Below are 16,130 nucleotides of genomic sequence, written 5' to 3' on the forward strand. Positions count from 1 at the left end.
AAAGGCCAATCTTCATGATTGGCCTTTTTTATTGGTGTTTATTTCTATTTCTTAATGGAATTTAACTCATTCCAGGTCCATGTTTTTGTTCTTCCCGAGGTTTGGTTTCTTACCTTTTTAACGTCATCAGCTTTAACTGTTGAGGCTTTGTTTCCCATGTCGTTGCGGATATAGCTTATTACCGATGCAATATATTCATCAGTATTTCCTCCCAGCGGAGGCATTACATCTGCATAGGCTTTGCCATTAACAGGTCCGGATAGGCCATGAAGTAAAATGCGAATTATCTTTTCAGGATCGCCAGATACATCATGGTTTGAGGCCAATGGAGGAGCAGGCATATCCTTGCCACCATTTATAACTCCTTTACCTTCTGAACCATGACAGGTAGCACAAAGCTGCTTGAAAATTAATGCGCCTTCTTTTATAAGTTTTTGATCAGCAGCAGCCAGTAATTTTGAATTTCTTTCTGCAGCCTCTTTGTCCTCAATTTGTCGCTGATACTTTTTGTGCGATTCAGCAAGTACCTGATCTTCCGGATGATTTTTAATAATCTCGGCAATAATCTGCTGTGCTTTATCTAAGTGGCTAAATCTTAACGACAGCCCAAGTTGCAAACGCACATCTGCACTTGGATCATTCTTTAACGGCTCAACCGCTGTAAGTAATGCTTCATCTCCTTTTCTTAAAGGTTCCTCGCTTATCCATAGCGCAGTTTTCCTTACTTCAGCATCTTTATCTTTTAATGCTGCCAATAGGGTAGGTCTGTCTAATCCATTGAGGCCATTCATTGTCCATAATGCATGGATTCTTGCCAGTTGTAAAGGTGAGTTTAAAGCCAGTTCTTTTAGTGCAGGTATAACCGATTTGTCTCCGCGCACAACTATAATTTTCTGTGCATTATCACGCCACCATCCATTAGGATGCGAAAGATATGGAACTAACTTATCACTGGTAAGATCAAGCATTTTTGGGACAGTTTTATCCCTTTTTATACCGTCATGAACCAATCTGTATATTCTTCCTCTGCCAATATTTTTGTCCAGCTTCTTGTCGTCTATCTGCTTACGTAAATAAGTGCCTTTCCTTGTCCAGTTACCTTCCTGAATAATTCCACGGTACATATCTACAATATAAACACAACCATCTGGTCCGGTAACACTGTTTACAGGCCTGAAATTCATGTCTGTAGAGGCAATGAACTCTTCTTTCTCGTAAGCGTTTTTAAGTGTTATTTTGCTATTCGTATTGGTAACTTTAGCCCTTCTTATTAATCGTCCAACCGGCTCGCATATCAGTAGGTCTCCTTTAAGATCCTCAGGTAATGAATTACCTCTAAAAATTGATTGTCCGGTACATGCTGTGAAATGATTTAAAGTGCTGTCCGGACGGAGTCTGCCAAGACCACCCTGAACATCAGGAGTAGAGATTATAGGCCAAACATCCTGAAATTTTTCATCATACTGACCACCAAGATCTAAATATCCGAAGAACGGGTTTTGCTGGAAGTTTACTGCCGGAGCTTCGCCACCTGCTGATGAAAAAAATAGTCGGCCGTAGTTGTCATTTGCAAGTCCCCATTGGCCACCTGATCCTTCATGCTGGAACTCAGATTTTAATAAACCATTCTCAAACTTATAGCGTACATTTTCAACGGTTACATAGATCTTATTATCAAGATTCCATACCAGTCCGCTTCTTTGATGTTCCAGGTTACTTTTGTTTTCCGATTCATTTTTGAAAACCATTTTCTTTTCATCAGCCACGCCATCTCCATTGGTATCGCGGTAACTGTAAATACTGTTGTCAAAGGTCTCTGCAACCAGAAGTCGGTCATCAAGCGGAAGAATCATTCTCGGCAATAGTAATTTATCAAGATAAACTACAGATTTATCCATTTTACCATCGCCATCGGTGTCTTCCAGCCTTTTAATAGTACATGCAGGCTTCATCTCACCAGTTCCATCCGCATCCTGCATATAGGTATTCATTTCTGCAACATACATACGTCCATTGCCATCCCAGGTAATGGCTACGGGCTCATGTATCATGGGCTCAGAGGCAACAAGTTCAAGGTGGTAGCCCTTTGGGAGATGTATGGTTTTTAAACTCTCCTGCGGTGTTAAATAGGCAGGAGAGGGGTTGGTATCAACAATCACCTTTCCGTTTGCATCTCGTTTTAAAGCATTTTGCGATACTTTACAGGTGTAAACTAGCATAGACAAGCCGAGCATGCCTAATACCCATTGCTTATTTGGTTTCATTATATTTGGTTTTGTGTGTTTTTTAGGTTTAGGGTGTGTTTATTTTTTTGCACCCAAAGCATATTTTATTCCACCTAAAAGGTGTTTAAGATAAAGTGGATCACTATAAGATTCCTTAGTATGGCCAAGTTCAGTATAAAAAGCGCGACCACCATCATATTCATGATACCATGCCATAGGGTGTTTAGCACCCATTTTACCATTACCAGGCTCATAGCTGTTCTCATCAATATATATTAATACATTTAAGCCATCAGCTACCCATTTAAAATTATACCATTCGTCTTTTCTTTTCCATACTTCGGGAAGGTGTTTTGTAGAGATATGATTGCGGTTAACCACGTTTAAAGAGGCTTCCTGTTGATGTGGGTGACTAACAAAATAAGCACCTACAAGTTTACCATACCAAGGCCACTCATATTCAGTATCGGTAGCTGAGTGTACCCCAATAAAGTTACCACCACCTTGAATGTATTTTTCAAATACAGCTTGTTGAGTGTCATTTAAAACATCACCGGTAGTATTAAAAAACATTACAGCTTTATATTGTTTTAAATTCTCAGCAGTGAATTTTTCTGAATTGGTAGTAGTATCAATGTCTATATTGTTTTCTGCTCCTAATTTAAGGAGAACAGGAACACCAAACTCAATTGCATCGTGGTGAAAACCAGCTGTTTTGCAGAACACAAGGATTTTCGGGTTTTTCTTTGCAGATGCCGATACGGCACTGAACATGATTAATATTAATGACAGCAGTGTTAGTGCTTTAGTTAAAGAGTTTTTTGTTAAGGTTTTCATTTTTCTTGTTTTAATGATATTAAAGGTAAAGGAATTTGTATGTGTATGTGATTGATAAACTGTATTATTTAAGAGACAAGTTTGGGCAGTAATAAATTGGTGAGACCTAATCTGTTTTGTTTCTAAGTGTTGACGATCTGATAATAAGCTTTGGTTTTATGCTCACTATTTTAGGATTATTGTCTTTTTCCGATGATTCTATTTCCTGAAAATACAAATTGGCAATTGTTTTACCCATGCTAACACTGTATTGGTCTATTGTAGTAATAGAAGGACTGGTTATCTCAGTAAATGCTTCGTTAGAATAGCCGCAAATTCCCAATTCTTCAGGTACTTTTAAACCCATTCTTGTAGCTACTTCCAAAACTCCAAGTGCAGAGAAATCTGAAGTAGAGGCAAATATTGCATCAGGCGGTTCAGCAAGACTTAGTAATTCTTTGGTTGATTCTGCCCCGAGCTCCTTTGTCCATGCATTCTCCTTAATAAGCTCTGGTAGGATAGGGTAATTGTGTTTCTTTAATGCGGCAAGATAACCGGCTTTCCGCTGTTTAAAAATATTTACATTTTGTGGACCTTCAAGAAGTGCAATTCTTTTGTAACCTTGCTCAATTAAATGGCTAACAGCATCAATAGAAGCTTGCTCGTTATCATTTAATACTTTAAAAGTATCCAGATGCTCAGCCACCCTGTCAAACTGTATAAGTGGAATGCCATGCTCTTTAATGGTTTGAAGATGTTTATCGTCTTCAAAATCGGCACTAATAGAAATTACAATACAACTTACGTGTTGATTAATTAGGGTGTTTACACATTTAACTTCCCTTGCCGAAGATTCATTAGATTGGCAGATTACAAGGTTGTAACCTTTTTGATAGGTAACCTCTTCAATACCGGCAATTACATCTGCAAAGTAATTTTGATTAATGCGCGGAACAATTACCCCAATAGTCTGATTATGCCCTTTTCTTAAGTTCGATGCCAGGCTATTTTGTTTATAATTTAATTCTTTCGCAGTATCTAAAATAAGCTTACGCGTGGCCTCGCTAACATTACTGTTATTACTTAAAGCTCTGGAAACAGAGGAAGCATTTAAATTTAGCTTCTTGGCAATATCATAAATGGTTGTTCTTTTCTGATTTTTCATCAGTATATTCTTTTATAAAAAGTTAAGCAATAGTACAATTTATTAATTGGATAAATATGATAAAATATTTTTTCCGCAATCGATTGCTTAAATTAAATAATTTACTAATTTCGTTTTATCAAATATTAATTTTAAACTCAAACCAAATATATAAAGAAAAACATGCTGCTATTAGGTATTGATGTAGGAACATCATCTGTCAAAGTTTCGGTGGTTGATGTTGAGTCCGGCGACATTCTTGCAAGTGCTCAATATCCGGATAGTGAATCAGAAATTATTTCGCTTAGGTCAGGGTGGGCAGAGCAGTCGCCAGATATGTGGTGGGAGCATGTTCAGCAAGCTATATTAAAATGCAATAGCCTGGGCAGATATAACCCGGCAAACATTGCAGCCATTGGTATAGCTTATCAGATGCACGGACTTGTTATTGTAGATGAATCTCAAAACAGTTTGAGGAACAGTATTATATGGTGCGACAGTAGGGCTGTTGAAACCGGCGAAGAAGCATTTAATGCTTTAGGAAAAGAAAAGGTATTGAGCCATATGCTTAACTCGCCAGGTAATTTTACTGCCTCAAAACTGGCATGGGTTAAAAAGAATGAGCCCGAAACTTATAGTAAAGTAGCCAGAATGATGCTGCCCGGAGATTTTATTGCCATGAAGCTTACAGGAGAGGTTACAACAAGTAATTCTGCCTTATCAGAAGGGATACTATGGGACTTTAAAACCAACACTATTTCTGCTCATATTATGGCACAGTTTGGTTTTTCATCAGGTATTATTCCTGAAATTAAACCAGTGTTTTCTGAACATGGAAAAGTAAAGGAATCGATTGCTGAAAAACTAGGTTTAAAGGCTGGTATTCCTGTTGCTTATAAGGCAGGAGATCAGCCGAATAATGCTCTTTCATTAAACGTAACTCAACCCGGAGAGGTGGCTGCAACAGCCGGAACATCAGGAGTTATTTATGGTGTTACAGATCAGCTTCTGTACGATAAACAATCACGCGTAAATACCTTTGCCCACGTAAATCATACGGCTCAGGATCAGCGTTTGGGAGTTTTGCTTTGTATAAACGGAACAGGAAGTATGAACCGGTGGACAAGAGATCTGATAGGTTCATCAACTAACTACATTGCTATGAATAATGCGGCAAGTAATATTGCAGCTGGCAGCAATGGCCTATATGTACTTCCATTTGGTAATGGTGCAGAACGTATGCTAAATAATAAAATAGTAGGTGCACATTTACAAAATATAGATCTTAACCTGCATACTCAGGCCCATATTTTCCGTGCAGTACAGGAAGGAATAGCATTCTCTTTCCGTTATGGATTAGATATTTTACGCGAAAATGGAATGCAGCCTTCGGTTATCAGGGCGGGCAGATCAAATCTTTTCATGAGTGATATTTTCTCTCAAACCTTTGTTAACGTAACCGGAGTGCCTGTTGAGCTGTATGAAAACGATGGCAGTTACGGTGCGGCTGTAGGGGCAGGTATCGGCGCAAACATATTTAAAACCGTAAGCGAAGCATTTAGCAATAAAAAGCCTGTTAAGCTTGTTGAACCAACAAAAGAAACATTGGAAGACGAGTATCAAGCCTGGAAAAAACTTCTTCAACAACAATTAGAACCATTAAATAAATAGTATTTCAACAAATAAACAATCACTATGAGCGAATTTTTTAAAAATATCGGTAAGGTTAATTTCGAGGGGCGTGAAAGCAATAATCCTCTTGCGTTTAAATGGTATGATCCTGAAAGAATTGTAGCTGGTAAAACACTTAAAGATCACCTTCGTTTTGCAGGTGCTTACTGGCATTCATTCTGTGGTAATGGTGCAGATCCTTTCGGCGAAGCAAGTCATATTTTTCCATGGAACGAAAAAAACGATCCGGTAGAACGTGCAAAAGATAAAATGGATGCGGCGTTTGAGTTTCTAACCAAGCTTAACATCCCATATTACTGCTTTCATGATGTGGATATTGTAGATTACAGTAACGACATCAAAGAAAATGAAAGACGACTACAGGCATTGGTTGACTATGCTCGTAAGAAACAAGACGAGACCGGCGTTAAATTATTATGGGGTACAGCAAATCTGTTCTCGCACAGAAGATACATGAACGGTGCGGCAACAAATCCTGATTTCCATGTATTAACGCATGGTGCTGCGCAGGTAAAAGCTGCTTTAGATGCAACTATTGCATTAGGTGGCGAGAATTATGTATTCTGGGGCGGTCGAGAAGGATACATGTCATTATTAAATACAGATATGAAGAGAGAGCAAGAGCACCTTGCACGTTTCCTTCATACTGCAAAAGATTATGCCAGAAAGAATGGATTTAAAGGCACATTCTTAATTGAGCCAAAACCATGTGAGCCTACCAAACATCAATACGATTACGATGCCGCAACAGTTTTAGGTTTTCTTCAGAAATATGATCTTCTTGGTGATTTTAAACTGAACCTTGAAGTAAACCATGCAACTCTTGCCGGCCATACTTTCCAACACGAACTACAGGTAGCCGCTGATGCAGGTTTGCTTGGATCTATCGATGCAAACAGAGGCGATTATCAAAATGGATGGGATACAGATCAGTTCCCAAATAACATAAACGAACTGGTTGAATCTATGCTGATCATTCTTGAAGCAGGTGGTTTTAGTCAGGGTGGAATTAACTTTGATGCTAAAATCCGCAGAAATTCGACTGATCAGGCTGATTTGTTCTATGCACATATTGGTGGCATGGATATGTTTGCCCGCGCACTTATTGTAGCTGATGATATTCTTCAAAACTCTGATTATAAAAAAATCAGAACAGATAGATATGCATCTTACGATAGCGGTAAAGGAAAAGATTTTGAAAACGGTAGTTTAACCCTTGAAGATCTGCGCGATTATGCAATCCAGAATGGTGAGCCACAAACTTTAAGCGGCAGACAGGAATTCCTGGAAAATCTGATCAACAGACATATTTAATTAAGCCTATAACCGGAACTTATGAAAACACTGGGAGCATTAGATTATGCAGTTTTCCTAATTTATTTTCTGATCGTTGCGTTTTACGGATGGTGGGTGTACAGGCAAAAAAAGGCTCATAAAGAGAACTCTAAAGATTTCTTTTTGGCTAAAGACTCACTTACCTGGTGGGCAATAGGGGCTTCCCTTATTGCCTCCAATATTTCCGCAGAACAGTTCATTGGAATGAGTGGATCAGGATTTAAGATGGGATTGGCAATTGCCACTTACGAGTGGATGGCGGCCGTTACCCTAATAATTGTGGCGGTATTTTTTATACCGGTGTATCTTAAAAATAAGATATACACCATGCCTCAGTTCTTAAATCAGCGTTACAATGGCACGGTGGCCATGATTATGGCTATTTTCTGGCTGTTGTTATATGTAGTGGTAAACTTAACTTCTATATTGTACCTTGGTGCACTTGCCATACACAGCATATCCGGAATTAATTTAACCGGATGTATGTATCTGCTGGCTATTTTCTCCATCATCATTACGCTTGGCGGAATGAAGGTAATTGGCTATACCGATGTAATTCAGGTGTTTTTTCTTATTCTGGGAGGTTTGGCAACCACTTATCTGGCCTTAGAACTGGTAGCTACGCATTTTGGTTCAAGTGGAGTGATGCAAGGCTTTAGCCTGCTAAAGGTACATGCAGAAGAGCACTTCCACATGATCTTTAAAAAGGATAACGAGAACTATCTTGACCTGCCGGGTTTAACCGTACTAATAGGCGGTATGTGGATTGTAAACCTTAATTATTGGGGCTGTAATCAATACATCACTCAAAGAGCCCTTGGAGCCGACCTTAAAACAGCAAGAAATGGAATTCTATTTGCTTCTTTTCTAAAATTACTAATGCCGGTTATCGTGGTTCTTCCAGGTATAGCTGCGTTTGTACTTTATAAAGAAGGATATGGAGACTTTAAAACAGATATGCTGCAAGGAGGTGAGGTATCTCCGGATAGCGCTTATCCAGTGCTTTTAAATCTTCTTCCAGCAGGATTAAAAGGATTGTCATTTGCTGCATTAACTGCTGCGGTAGTTGCTTCGCTTGCTGGTAAAGCAAACAGTATTGCCACCATTTTTACGCTTGATATTTACAAGAAAGTAATCAATAAAACAGCGAATGAGGATAAGCAAGTAGTAATTGGTAGGATTACCGTAATTCTTGCAATGCTGATAGCCATCATTATTTCCCCATTATTGGGTATAGATAAGAAAGGTGGTTTTCAGTTTATACAGGAGTATACCGGATTTTTCTCGCCCGGTATTTTTGCCATGTTTATTCTTGGTTTCTTCTGGAAAAAGACAACTTCAAATGCTGCCTTGTTTGCAACCGTTGGCGGTTTCGCATTGTCAGTAATCTTCAAATTCCTTCCCCATGTTATGAACCTGGAGTTCCTTAGTTCAACAGGGTTCTCTAAGCTGGTACAGCAAAGGGATGGAAGTATGCTTTACGAAATACCTTTTCTTGACCGTATGGGCTTTGTGTTTATCATTTGTCTTGTGGTAATGTACGCTATAAGTATTATTGAAACCAGACGAGGTGTAGTAACAAACGGACTTGAAATAGAGAAAGAGATGTTTACTACAAACAGGGCTTTTGCTGTAGGAGCCTTAATTGTTTGCGGTTTAATAGTTGCACTATATACAATTTACTGGTAGTTAGTTTTTACTCAGTTAGGTTTGGACGGTGGGTTGGTTACCCACCGTCTTTTTTATTATCCCCTTCCTCAATATATACGATTTCTGTTATTCTATGCTGATCAAGAGCTGGTTGAATAAAATACCTGAAGCCTTTACTTGTCCTATTCAGGCTAGTAATAACCACAGCCTTCTGTCCCGAAATAAAAGCTGTGCCATAGTTTTTACGAACGTTAAACACAATTGTCTTTTTCTGATGAAAGGCACTGATTTTATCATAACTTAAAAAGGATTGCAGAACCGCAAAACATGTTATAGAGAGCAAGAGCATTCGCTTTTTAAAACCGGCTAATGCCAAAACAAATAAAGTAAGGGCAATACAAAGCAGGCAAAGCTCAGTTTTACTAATCCATATTGCTGATAGGTTTGAGAACGGTAAATCGGCAATCCACCTCAATCCCGAATTGGTAAATTTAATAAGCCATTCAAACTCAGGAACCAAAAAAACAAGTTTCCCCATTAATATAATAATGCCCAAATACATCAGCAAAGCAATAGGAACCATTATAAACAGATTGCTTATTAAAAAATAAATAGGAAACTGATGAAAATAATAAACACTCAAAGGATAGGTAATGAACTGGGCTGCCAGCGACATTGCCGTTGCTTCCCACAGTTTATTTATCCATTTGTTTTTGGGATGCCACCAGTTCTGTATTTTGGGCTGCAAATAGATTAAGCCTAATACTGCCAGAAATGATAGCTGAAAGCCAACATCCCATATTAAAAAAGGATCATAAAGCAGCAAACAAAAGGCAGCGAATGATATGATGTTGTAGCTGTTACTTTGTCTGTTGAACGATTTGGCCATGATGAATACCGAAAGCATTATTGCCGAACGTAACACAGAAGGCGAAAAGCCTGTTAATAAAGCATAAAACCAAATCAGAGCTATAATAATGGCTACTTTACCTATTTTTAATAAACTATTTCTGTTCATAAACTGAAATAACCAATTCAACACCAGGTAAATAAGACCTACATGCATTCCTGAAACAGAGAGGGCATGGATAGTACCTGTTTTAGAATATATGCTTAAAGTTTCCTGGCTTAAATCGGCCCTGTATCCCAAAATAAGGGTTGATGCTACAGCAAATGCATCATCATCTTTAAGATATTTTCTGTAAAATTGTACTTGCTTGCTTCTTAACTCCAGTGCGAAGGCAATTATAGGATTACCTGCATTTGTACTTATTACACTCAGCTGATGTGGTTTTAAAAATACCTGATGATAAATGTTTTGTGCAGCGAGCCATGATCGGTAATCAAACTCGGCAGGATTAATTGGAGGCGCTATTTCAGTTGTTTTTCCACAGATCAGTAATTCATCTCCATAAGCTAGCTGAATTTTATTTAAACTATCCGTTTTTATAGATACCAATAACCTGCCAACTTCTTTTTCGGGTTTGGCTAACGCTGTGTCTTTTTGTAAATAAGATTTGGTAATATCTGCCCTGAACCGCAAAATCTCTGATTTTAATTGAGGCTCATCATTTACCTTAATTTTTAAAAAGCTATACTTATTGGTGTTAAAGTAGTTGCCGCTTAAATAGTGTTTATTTAAAGTACATGCCAAAGCTCCAAACAGAAATAAAAAAATATAAATTAAACAGCCCACCCAGCCTTTAAACTTATATGCACTTAGCTTTCTATAAAATGCATTTATAATAATCAGAAACAGAAAAGAAATGAGGCATAGTAAGCCAATTAGCCATACAAACGAAGGTATATTGGTGTTATAAAAGAGAATTATCCCAAATACAAAAGGAAGTAAAACCCTTAAAAAGAACAGTTCATTTTTCATGTGTTGCTAAAACTGATAACGAACCTGTATTTTAAAATCAGACTTTTTGTTGCCTTCTATTTCGTCTAATCCTGAACCTATCTTATCAACATCTTTATAAAGGAAAATTGCATATCTGCCCCAAACATCCATTTTTCTTAATACCCGCCATCTTATGTTTGCAAAGGTTCTGGTGCCTTTGCCACTATATACACCAAAACCGGAACCATATAAAACATCATCCTCATAAGCATAAACCCGGCTATTATAAGAGGGAGTATTGAAATAGGCAAGCCTGATATTACCTGTTAGTTTAGATGACAATGGGCGGTAGTTTATATCCTGATAAACCAGATAGCCAACTTCATCAATAGTTCCCTTTTTATAATGAACCAGTTCTGCACGTTGCTGAAAGCCAAGTCTTTTGTTTAATTGCCAATTACATTCTATTCTGTAATTTTCTTTGCTTACGTCCAGCAAATAGGGGTAATTACTTCCTGCATTGGCATTTTGAGGCTTTATTTCTCGCTTGTACCTGACTAAAGCTTTAAAGGTTTTGATAGGAGTATAGGCAACCTGGCCAAGAGTTTCATATCCAGAAGAAGCAGAATCAACCCTGTATTTTAACCATGGAAATTTAAAGTAATCGCCGTAAACAGAAAAGGTCCACTGTTTGGATGGTGCATAATTTAAGCCTGCATACCAACCTTTTTCGTTATTAATTTCAGTGCCTTCGCCTACACCATTGCTAAAAAAGCTATGGTAATCTCTATCGTAGTTACGATGCAGTAAAACAGCCGAAACCTGTTTTGACAGGCTGGCCATTGCACCATTAACAACAGCCCATCCGGTTGTTAAGCTATGGGCTGTTTCGCCATAGAAATAGATATTTTTAAAGGTGTAGCTGTAATGAAAACCAGTGTTGGTTAGCTTTTTGCCGGTAAATGCATACTTGTTATAAAGGGAAGCTCCTGTCACAAATTCATGCTGGTAGGCAGATTGGTAGGCCACCAAGCCAAGGCTTAGGTTGTTAGTTGTGTATTGCAAAACCCCGCCATAAATAAATTGTTCAAGGCTACGCTGGTTTTTAAGTTCAGTTTTTGTGCGGTGAAGCCCCGATATCCCGATATTTTGAAGTGTAGTTCGGCCAGCACTTGTTTTTAAACTGGCATCGCGTTTTCTTAAAGATATAAAGGTATTAATATCAATATTTTGAGCCAGATTAACTGTGCCAGCTATTCCTCTGAAAAAGGATGCTTCATTTGAAGAGGAGTAAGGACGCAGGCCTAAATCTTTACTTGCTACACTTGTTACATCAGGCCCTTTTCCAAATGCAAAGCCCGACCAAAGTGCTAAACCCTGGCCAAATTGAAGACTATAATCTCCCAATACAAGCTTTTTAACCCTCCCCAGTTTATAAAATGCAACATTGCCCGATAAATGATCAACACCTGTTTTGTTGTTGGTCAGGTGTTCGCCTGCATCTTTTTCAGCAACAAGCGAAGCCGAAAGTGTATTGGAATAGGTATATCTGTATCGTAATAATAGCTTATCAGGTGTGCCTAAATACCTGCTCCCCGGTAAGTCTTTAAACCCTTTTTGAGTTTGAATTAATCTGCCGTACCTGAAAATCAAATCATTCTGGCCTTTTTTAACGAGTTCCTTATAACTCATTTCTGAAATTGGCAAAGGGGCCTTTACAATGGTAAAAAGCATTAAATGGGTAATTGTTTGGAGGTCAAACCCCTCAATGCCTTGCAATTCAAGGATGTCTAGTAGTTTCCCATTAATTTTCATATGATTGAAAAAATTACTGATTTGAAGGGGCGATAAAAAGATCAGGTCTTTGAGCTCTTCGGGCTTGGTTTGGTTCAGGTCAATTGGGCGCTTTCGGTAGTAGTTAAGGCGCTCCGTTAACTCAGACAAGTCATAATCATCTGATAAGTTTTCAGCGAAACTTTCAATAATATCCTTAATAAGCGAGTCTTCCTGTGCCTTTACGTTAAAAAAGGACAGTGAAAGAACAAACGTGCAGAGTATTCTTGTTGTGGTATACATAAATATGTCTAACCACATTAATTATTTTCACTTTAAAAAGTAATTATCCGGATAAGTGAAAATAAATGGCCGAGTTTGAGTAGCAGTACAGTTATTGAACACACTGTGGACTCAACATGGACTTATAGCAAAGAATCTCTAAGTTAATATCAGGAAATAACTAAATCTGATCGTTCAGTTTAAGTAAGAAATCTTTTAATTTCTCAAGAGAGGCAATGATCTTTTGATTTTCCTTAACCTCAGATGTATTATTTTTCAGGTGATCTTTTGCACCCTTTAAAGTAAAGCCTTTATCTTCTACCAGGTGAAAAATGATCTTTAAATTTTCAATATCTTCAGGGGTAAAAAGGCGGTTTCCTTTCTTATTTTTTTTAGGTTGCAGTACGTCAAATTCTTTTTCGTAAAACCGTATTTGGGATGCATTTACACCAAACATTTCGGTTACCTCACCCATCGTATAGTACATTTTATTGATATCCCGTTCTTTGTAAGGCATACTTTAGTGTTGATTATTAATGTTTTACAGCTTTTATTTAAAGTGTTCAAATGTAGTGGGATTTTAGTAGAATCCAACAATAAAATTTCAATTTTCCTCCATAGAGGTCATTTTTTTATCTAAGTTTGTTCCACTAATCAAGAGAAGGATGACAGCTAAGGAAATAAGACAGGCATACTTAAAATTTTTCCAATCAAAACAACATCAAATTGTTCCATCGGCACCTATTGTTGTTAAAAACGACCCTACATTAATGTTTACCAATGCAGGAATGAATCAGTTTAAAGATTTGTTTTTAGGAGAAGCCCCAATAAAATATCCAAGAGTGGCTGATACCCAGCGTTGTTTGCGTGTATCGGGAAAACATAATGATTTGGAAGAGGTGGGAATAGATACTTACCACCATACCATGTTCGAAATGCTTGGGAACTGGAGTTTTGGCGATTATTTTAAGAAAGAAGCCATAGCCTGGAGCTGGGAACTGCTAACTGAGGTTTATAAAATTCCAAAAGATAAATTATACGTTTCTATTTTTGAAGGAGACGAAAAAGAAGGATTGCCAAGAGATACTGAGGCCTATGAACTTTGGAAACAGTATGTTCCTGAAGACCGCATTATTTTAGGTAATAAAAAAGATAATTTTTGGGAAATGGGTGATACCGGCCCATGTGGTCCATGTTCTGAAATCCATGTTGATTGCAGACCTGATGATGAGCGTAAAGCCGTTGAAGGTAAATCGTTGGTAAATGCAGACCATCCTCAGGTAATTGAGATCTGGAACAATGTATTTATGCAGTTTAACCGTTTAAAAGACGGTTCGCTACAGCCGCTTCCTGCCCAACATGTTGATACAGGAATGGGATTTGAACGTCTGGTTCGCGTATTGCAGGAGAAATCTTCAAACTATGATACTGATGTTTTTCAGCCGCTAATTCAATTTATAGCTAAACACGCCGGTATTGATTATGGTATAGATGAAAAAACAGATATCGCTATGCGTGTTATGGCCGATCATATTCGTGCCATTTCATTTGTAATTGCCGATGGGCAGTTGCCTTCCAACAACAAGGCAGGATATGTAATCCGTCGTATTTTACGTCGTGCAGTTAGGTATGCTTATACCTTCCTTAACCTTAAGGATCCATTTTTAAATCAGCTTGTGCCGGTATTGGCCGAGCAGTTTAAAGGGGTGTTTGATGAGCTTTCTTTACAGCAGGATTTTGTACAAAAGGTAGTTTTAGAGGAAGAAATCTCTTTCCTAAGAACTTTAGCTACAGGTATCCAACGCTTTGATAACTATACTAAAAAGCAAGGCGAAGTATTGATGGCTGAGAATGCAATTGAGCTTGAAAAAAGATTTGATGATCCATGGGTTTACAGTATACTGAAAGATCAGATGGTGATTTCGGGAGAGTTCGCTTTTGAGCTGAATGATACTTACGGATTTCCGATAGATTTAACTGAATTGATGGCCAGAGAACAACGCTGGACTGTTGATATGGATGAATATAATAAGGCGCTTTTAAAGCAAAAAGAGCGTTCGCGTGCAGCTACAGCAGTTGATACCGGCGACTGGGTTATTGTAAATCCTGATCTTGAAGTTGAGTTTGTAGGCTATGACGATTCTGAGGCTGAAACTGAGATTATAAAATATCGTAAGGTGAGTGCAAAAGGTAAAGATCAGTATCAGATTGTACTGAGCAAAACGCCTTTTTATGCTGAAAGTGGTGGCCAGGTAGGCGATACTGGCAGGTTGGAAGATCATAGTAGACTTTTCTTTGTTGAAATAACAGATACCAAGAAAGAGAACGGGGTGATTGTACACTATGCAGATACTTTACCAGAAGATGTTGATGGTAAGTTTTGGGCTGTTATTGACGAAAACAAGCGTCTGCTTTCTCAGGATAACCACACTGCTACGCACTTGTTGCATGCGGCGTTGAAAAAGGTATTGGGGTCGCATGTTAATCAGAAAGGTTCATTGGTAAATCCGGATTATCTGCGTTTCGACTTTTCGCATTTTGCAAAGGTTACCGATGAGGAGCTGGCACAAATTGAACATCTGGTTAATCAGAAGGTAAGAGAAAATATTCCTTTAAAGGAGCAGAGATATGTTCCATATGATCAGGCTATTTCAAGTGGGGTAACTGCTTTGTTTGGTGAGAAATATGGTGATTTAGTACGCATCATTACATTTGATGATCATTATTCGAAAGAGCTTTGCGGTGGCACGCACGTACAGGCAACAGGTCAGATAGGTTATTTTAAAATTACCTCTGAAAGTGCTGTAGCGGCAGGCGTAAGAAGGATAGAAGCAATTACCGCAGATAAAGCTGAGGCATTTGTTTTAGACCAAAACAAAGAATTGAATGAGCTTAGATCGCTGTTAAAAGGAAATAAAGACCTTACAGCTGCCGTTGCCGCTCTTATTGAAGAAAACGCAAAGCTTAAAAAAGATGCCGATAAGGCTGTAGGTGAGCAGGCCGCAAACCTTAAGCATGAAATTGTACATCACCTTAAAACTATAAATGGTGTTAACCTGATTGCTACCCATGTTGATCTGCCAAATGCCGAAGCAGTTAAAAATTTGGCATTTTCAGTTAAGGATCTGGTTGATGATCTGTTTCTTGTGTTTACTACCTTAATTGATGATAAACCTGGAATTACAGTAATGTTATCAGAGAATCTGGTTAAAGATAAGGGACTTAACGCTTCTAATATAGTTAGAGAATTAGCTAAAGATATCCAAGGCGGGGGCGGTGGTCAGCCTTTCTATGCAACTGCCGGAGGAAAGAACAAAGATGGCTTAGCTACAGTTCTAACTAAAGCAGAGTCGTTGATAGGCTAATGATG

General features: G+C 38.2%; 10 protein-coding genes. 4 read left to right on the plus strand and 6 right to left on the minus strand.

The genetic code is table 11. The features are described 5' to 3' along the window. Positions 1–44: 44 nt before the first annotated feature. The 3 genes from CPT03_RS05140 to CPT03_RS05150 form a co-directional block, all read right to left on the minus strand. On the minus strand, positions 45–2,264 hold the full coding sequence (locus CPT03_RS05140; RefSeq protein ID WP_099437836.1) for a c-type cytochrome: 2,220 nt from the start codon (positions 2,262–2,264) through the stop codon (positions 45–47). A 39-nt stretch (positions 2,265–2,303) separates the two neighbouring features. Then, positions 2,304–3,062, minus strand: coding sequence for a ThuA domain-containing protein (locus CPT03_RS05145; protein ID WP_099437837.1), 759 nt, complete (start codon positions 3,060–3,062; stop codon positions 2,304–2,306). A gap of 106 nt (positions 3,063–3,168) precedes the next feature. Beyond that, complete coding sequence (locus CPT03_RS05150) at positions 3,169–4,206, minus strand: LacI family DNA-binding transcriptional regulator (RefSeq protein WP_099437838.1); 1,038 nt, start codon at positions 4,204–4,206, stop codon at positions 3,169–3,171. Positions 4,207–4,368: 162 nt separating this feature from the next. Between CPT03_RS05150 and CPT03_RS05155 the strand changes: the two genes are divergently transcribed. From CPT03_RS05155 to CPT03_RS05165, 3 genes are read left to right on the plus strand one after another with little or no spacing between them, the layout of a single operon-like run. Further along, positions 4,369–5,856 (plus strand): xylulokinase, encoded by a 1,488-nt coding sequence (locus tag CPT03_RS05155; protein ID WP_099437839.1) that lies wholly within the window; start codon positions 4,369–4,371, stop codon positions 5,854–5,856. 24 nt (positions 5,857–5,880) lie between these two features. Further along, positions 5,881–7,191 (plus strand): xylose isomerase, encoded by a 1,311-nt coding sequence (gene xylA, locus CPT03_RS05160; RefSeq protein ID WP_099437840.1) that lies wholly within the window; start codon positions 5,881–5,883, stop codon positions 7,189–7,191. A 21-nt stretch (positions 7,192–7,212) separates the two neighbouring features. Continuing rightward, entirely contained in the window at positions 7,213–8,901 is a 1,689-nt protein-coding gene (locus CPT03_RS05165) for a sodium/sugar symporter (protein WP_099437841.1), read from the plus strand. Between the two features lie 37 nt (positions 8,902–8,938). On the opposite strand, the gene CPT03_RS05170 is transcribed toward CPT03_RS05165, so the two are convergent. The 3 genes from CPT03_RS05170 to CPT03_RS05180 all read right to left on the minus strand — a co-directional run bounded on the left by CPT03_RS05170 (position 8,939) and on the right by CPT03_RS05180 (position 13,277). Continuing rightward, positions 8,939–10,744 carry a ComEC/Rec2 family competence protein gene (locus CPT03_RS05170; RefSeq protein ID WP_099437842.1) on the minus strand — a complete coding sequence of 602 codons (1,806 nt, stop codon included), beginning with the start codon at positions 10,742–10,744 and terminating at the stop codon, positions 8,939–8,941. 6 nt (positions 10,745–10,750) lie between these two features. Beyond that, on the minus strand, positions 10,751–12,799 hold the full coding sequence (locus CPT03_RS05175; protein WP_245869979.1) for a helix-hairpin-helix domain-containing protein: 2,049 nt from the start codon (positions 12,797–12,799) through the stop codon (positions 10,751–10,753). 142 nt (positions 12,800–12,941) lie between these two features. After that, a complete protein-coding gene (locus tag CPT03_RS05180; RefSeq protein ID WP_068891664.1) occupies positions 12,942–13,277 on the minus strand; it encodes a MerR family transcriptional regulator in 336 nt (111 codons plus the stop codon). A gap of 148 nt (positions 13,278–13,425) precedes the next feature. On the opposite strand from CPT03_RS05180, the gene alaS reads away from it, so the two are divergent. Next, complete coding sequence (alaS, locus tag CPT03_RS05185; RefSeq protein WP_099437844.1) at positions 13,426–16,125, plus strand: alanine--tRNA ligase; 2,700 nt, start codon at positions 13,426–13,428, stop codon at positions 16,123–16,125. Positions 16,126–16,130: the final 5 nt, after the last annotated feature.

Source organism: Pedobacter ginsengisoli, assembly GCF_002736205.1.
Lineage (GTDB): Bacteria > Bacteroidota > Bacteroidia > Sphingobacteriales > Sphingobacteriaceae > Pedobacter > Pedobacter ginsengisoli_A.

Excerpts from the sequence above, each read along its gene's own strand:
- CPT03_RS05155 (WP_099437839.1), top strand. The coding sequence starts at position 4,369 with ATGCTGCTATTAGGTATTGATGTAGGAACATCATCTGTCAAAGTTTCG.
- CPT03_RS05170 (WP_099437842.1), bottom strand. The coding sequence starts at position 10,744 with ATGAAAAATGAACTGTTCTTTTTAAGGGTTTTACTTCCTTTTGTATTT.
- CPT03_RS05180 (WP_068891664.1), bottom strand. The coding sequence starts at position 13,277 with ATGCCTTACAAAGAACGGGATATCAATAAAATGTACTATACGATGGGT.
- CPT03_RS05145 (WP_099437837.1), bottom strand. The coding sequence starts at position 3,062 with ATGAAAACCTTAACAAAAAACTCTTTAACTAAAGCACTAACACTGCTG.
- CPT03_RS05165 (WP_099437841.1), top strand. The coding sequence starts at position 7,213 with ATGAAAACACTGGGAGCATTAGATTATGCAGTTTTCCTAATTTATTTT.
- CPT03_RS05150 (WP_099437838.1), bottom strand. The coding sequence starts at position 4,206 with ATGAAAAATCAGAAAAGAACAACCATTTATGATATTGCCAAGAAGCTA.
- CPT03_RS05140 (WP_099437836.1), bottom strand. The coding sequence starts at position 2,264 with ATGAAACCAAATAAGCAATGGGTATTAGGCATGCTCGGCTTGTCTATG.
- alaS (WP_099437844.1), top strand. The coding sequence starts at position 13,426 with ATGACAGCTAAGGAAATAAGACAGGCATACTTAAAATTTTTCCAATCA.
- CPT03_RS05175 (WP_245869979.1), bottom strand. The coding sequence starts at position 12,799 with ATGTGGTTAGACATATTTATGTATACCACAACAAGAATACTCTGCACG.
- xylA (WP_099437840.1), top strand. The coding sequence starts at position 5,881 with ATGAGCGAATTTTTTAAAAATATCGGTAAGGTTAATTTCGAGGGGCGT.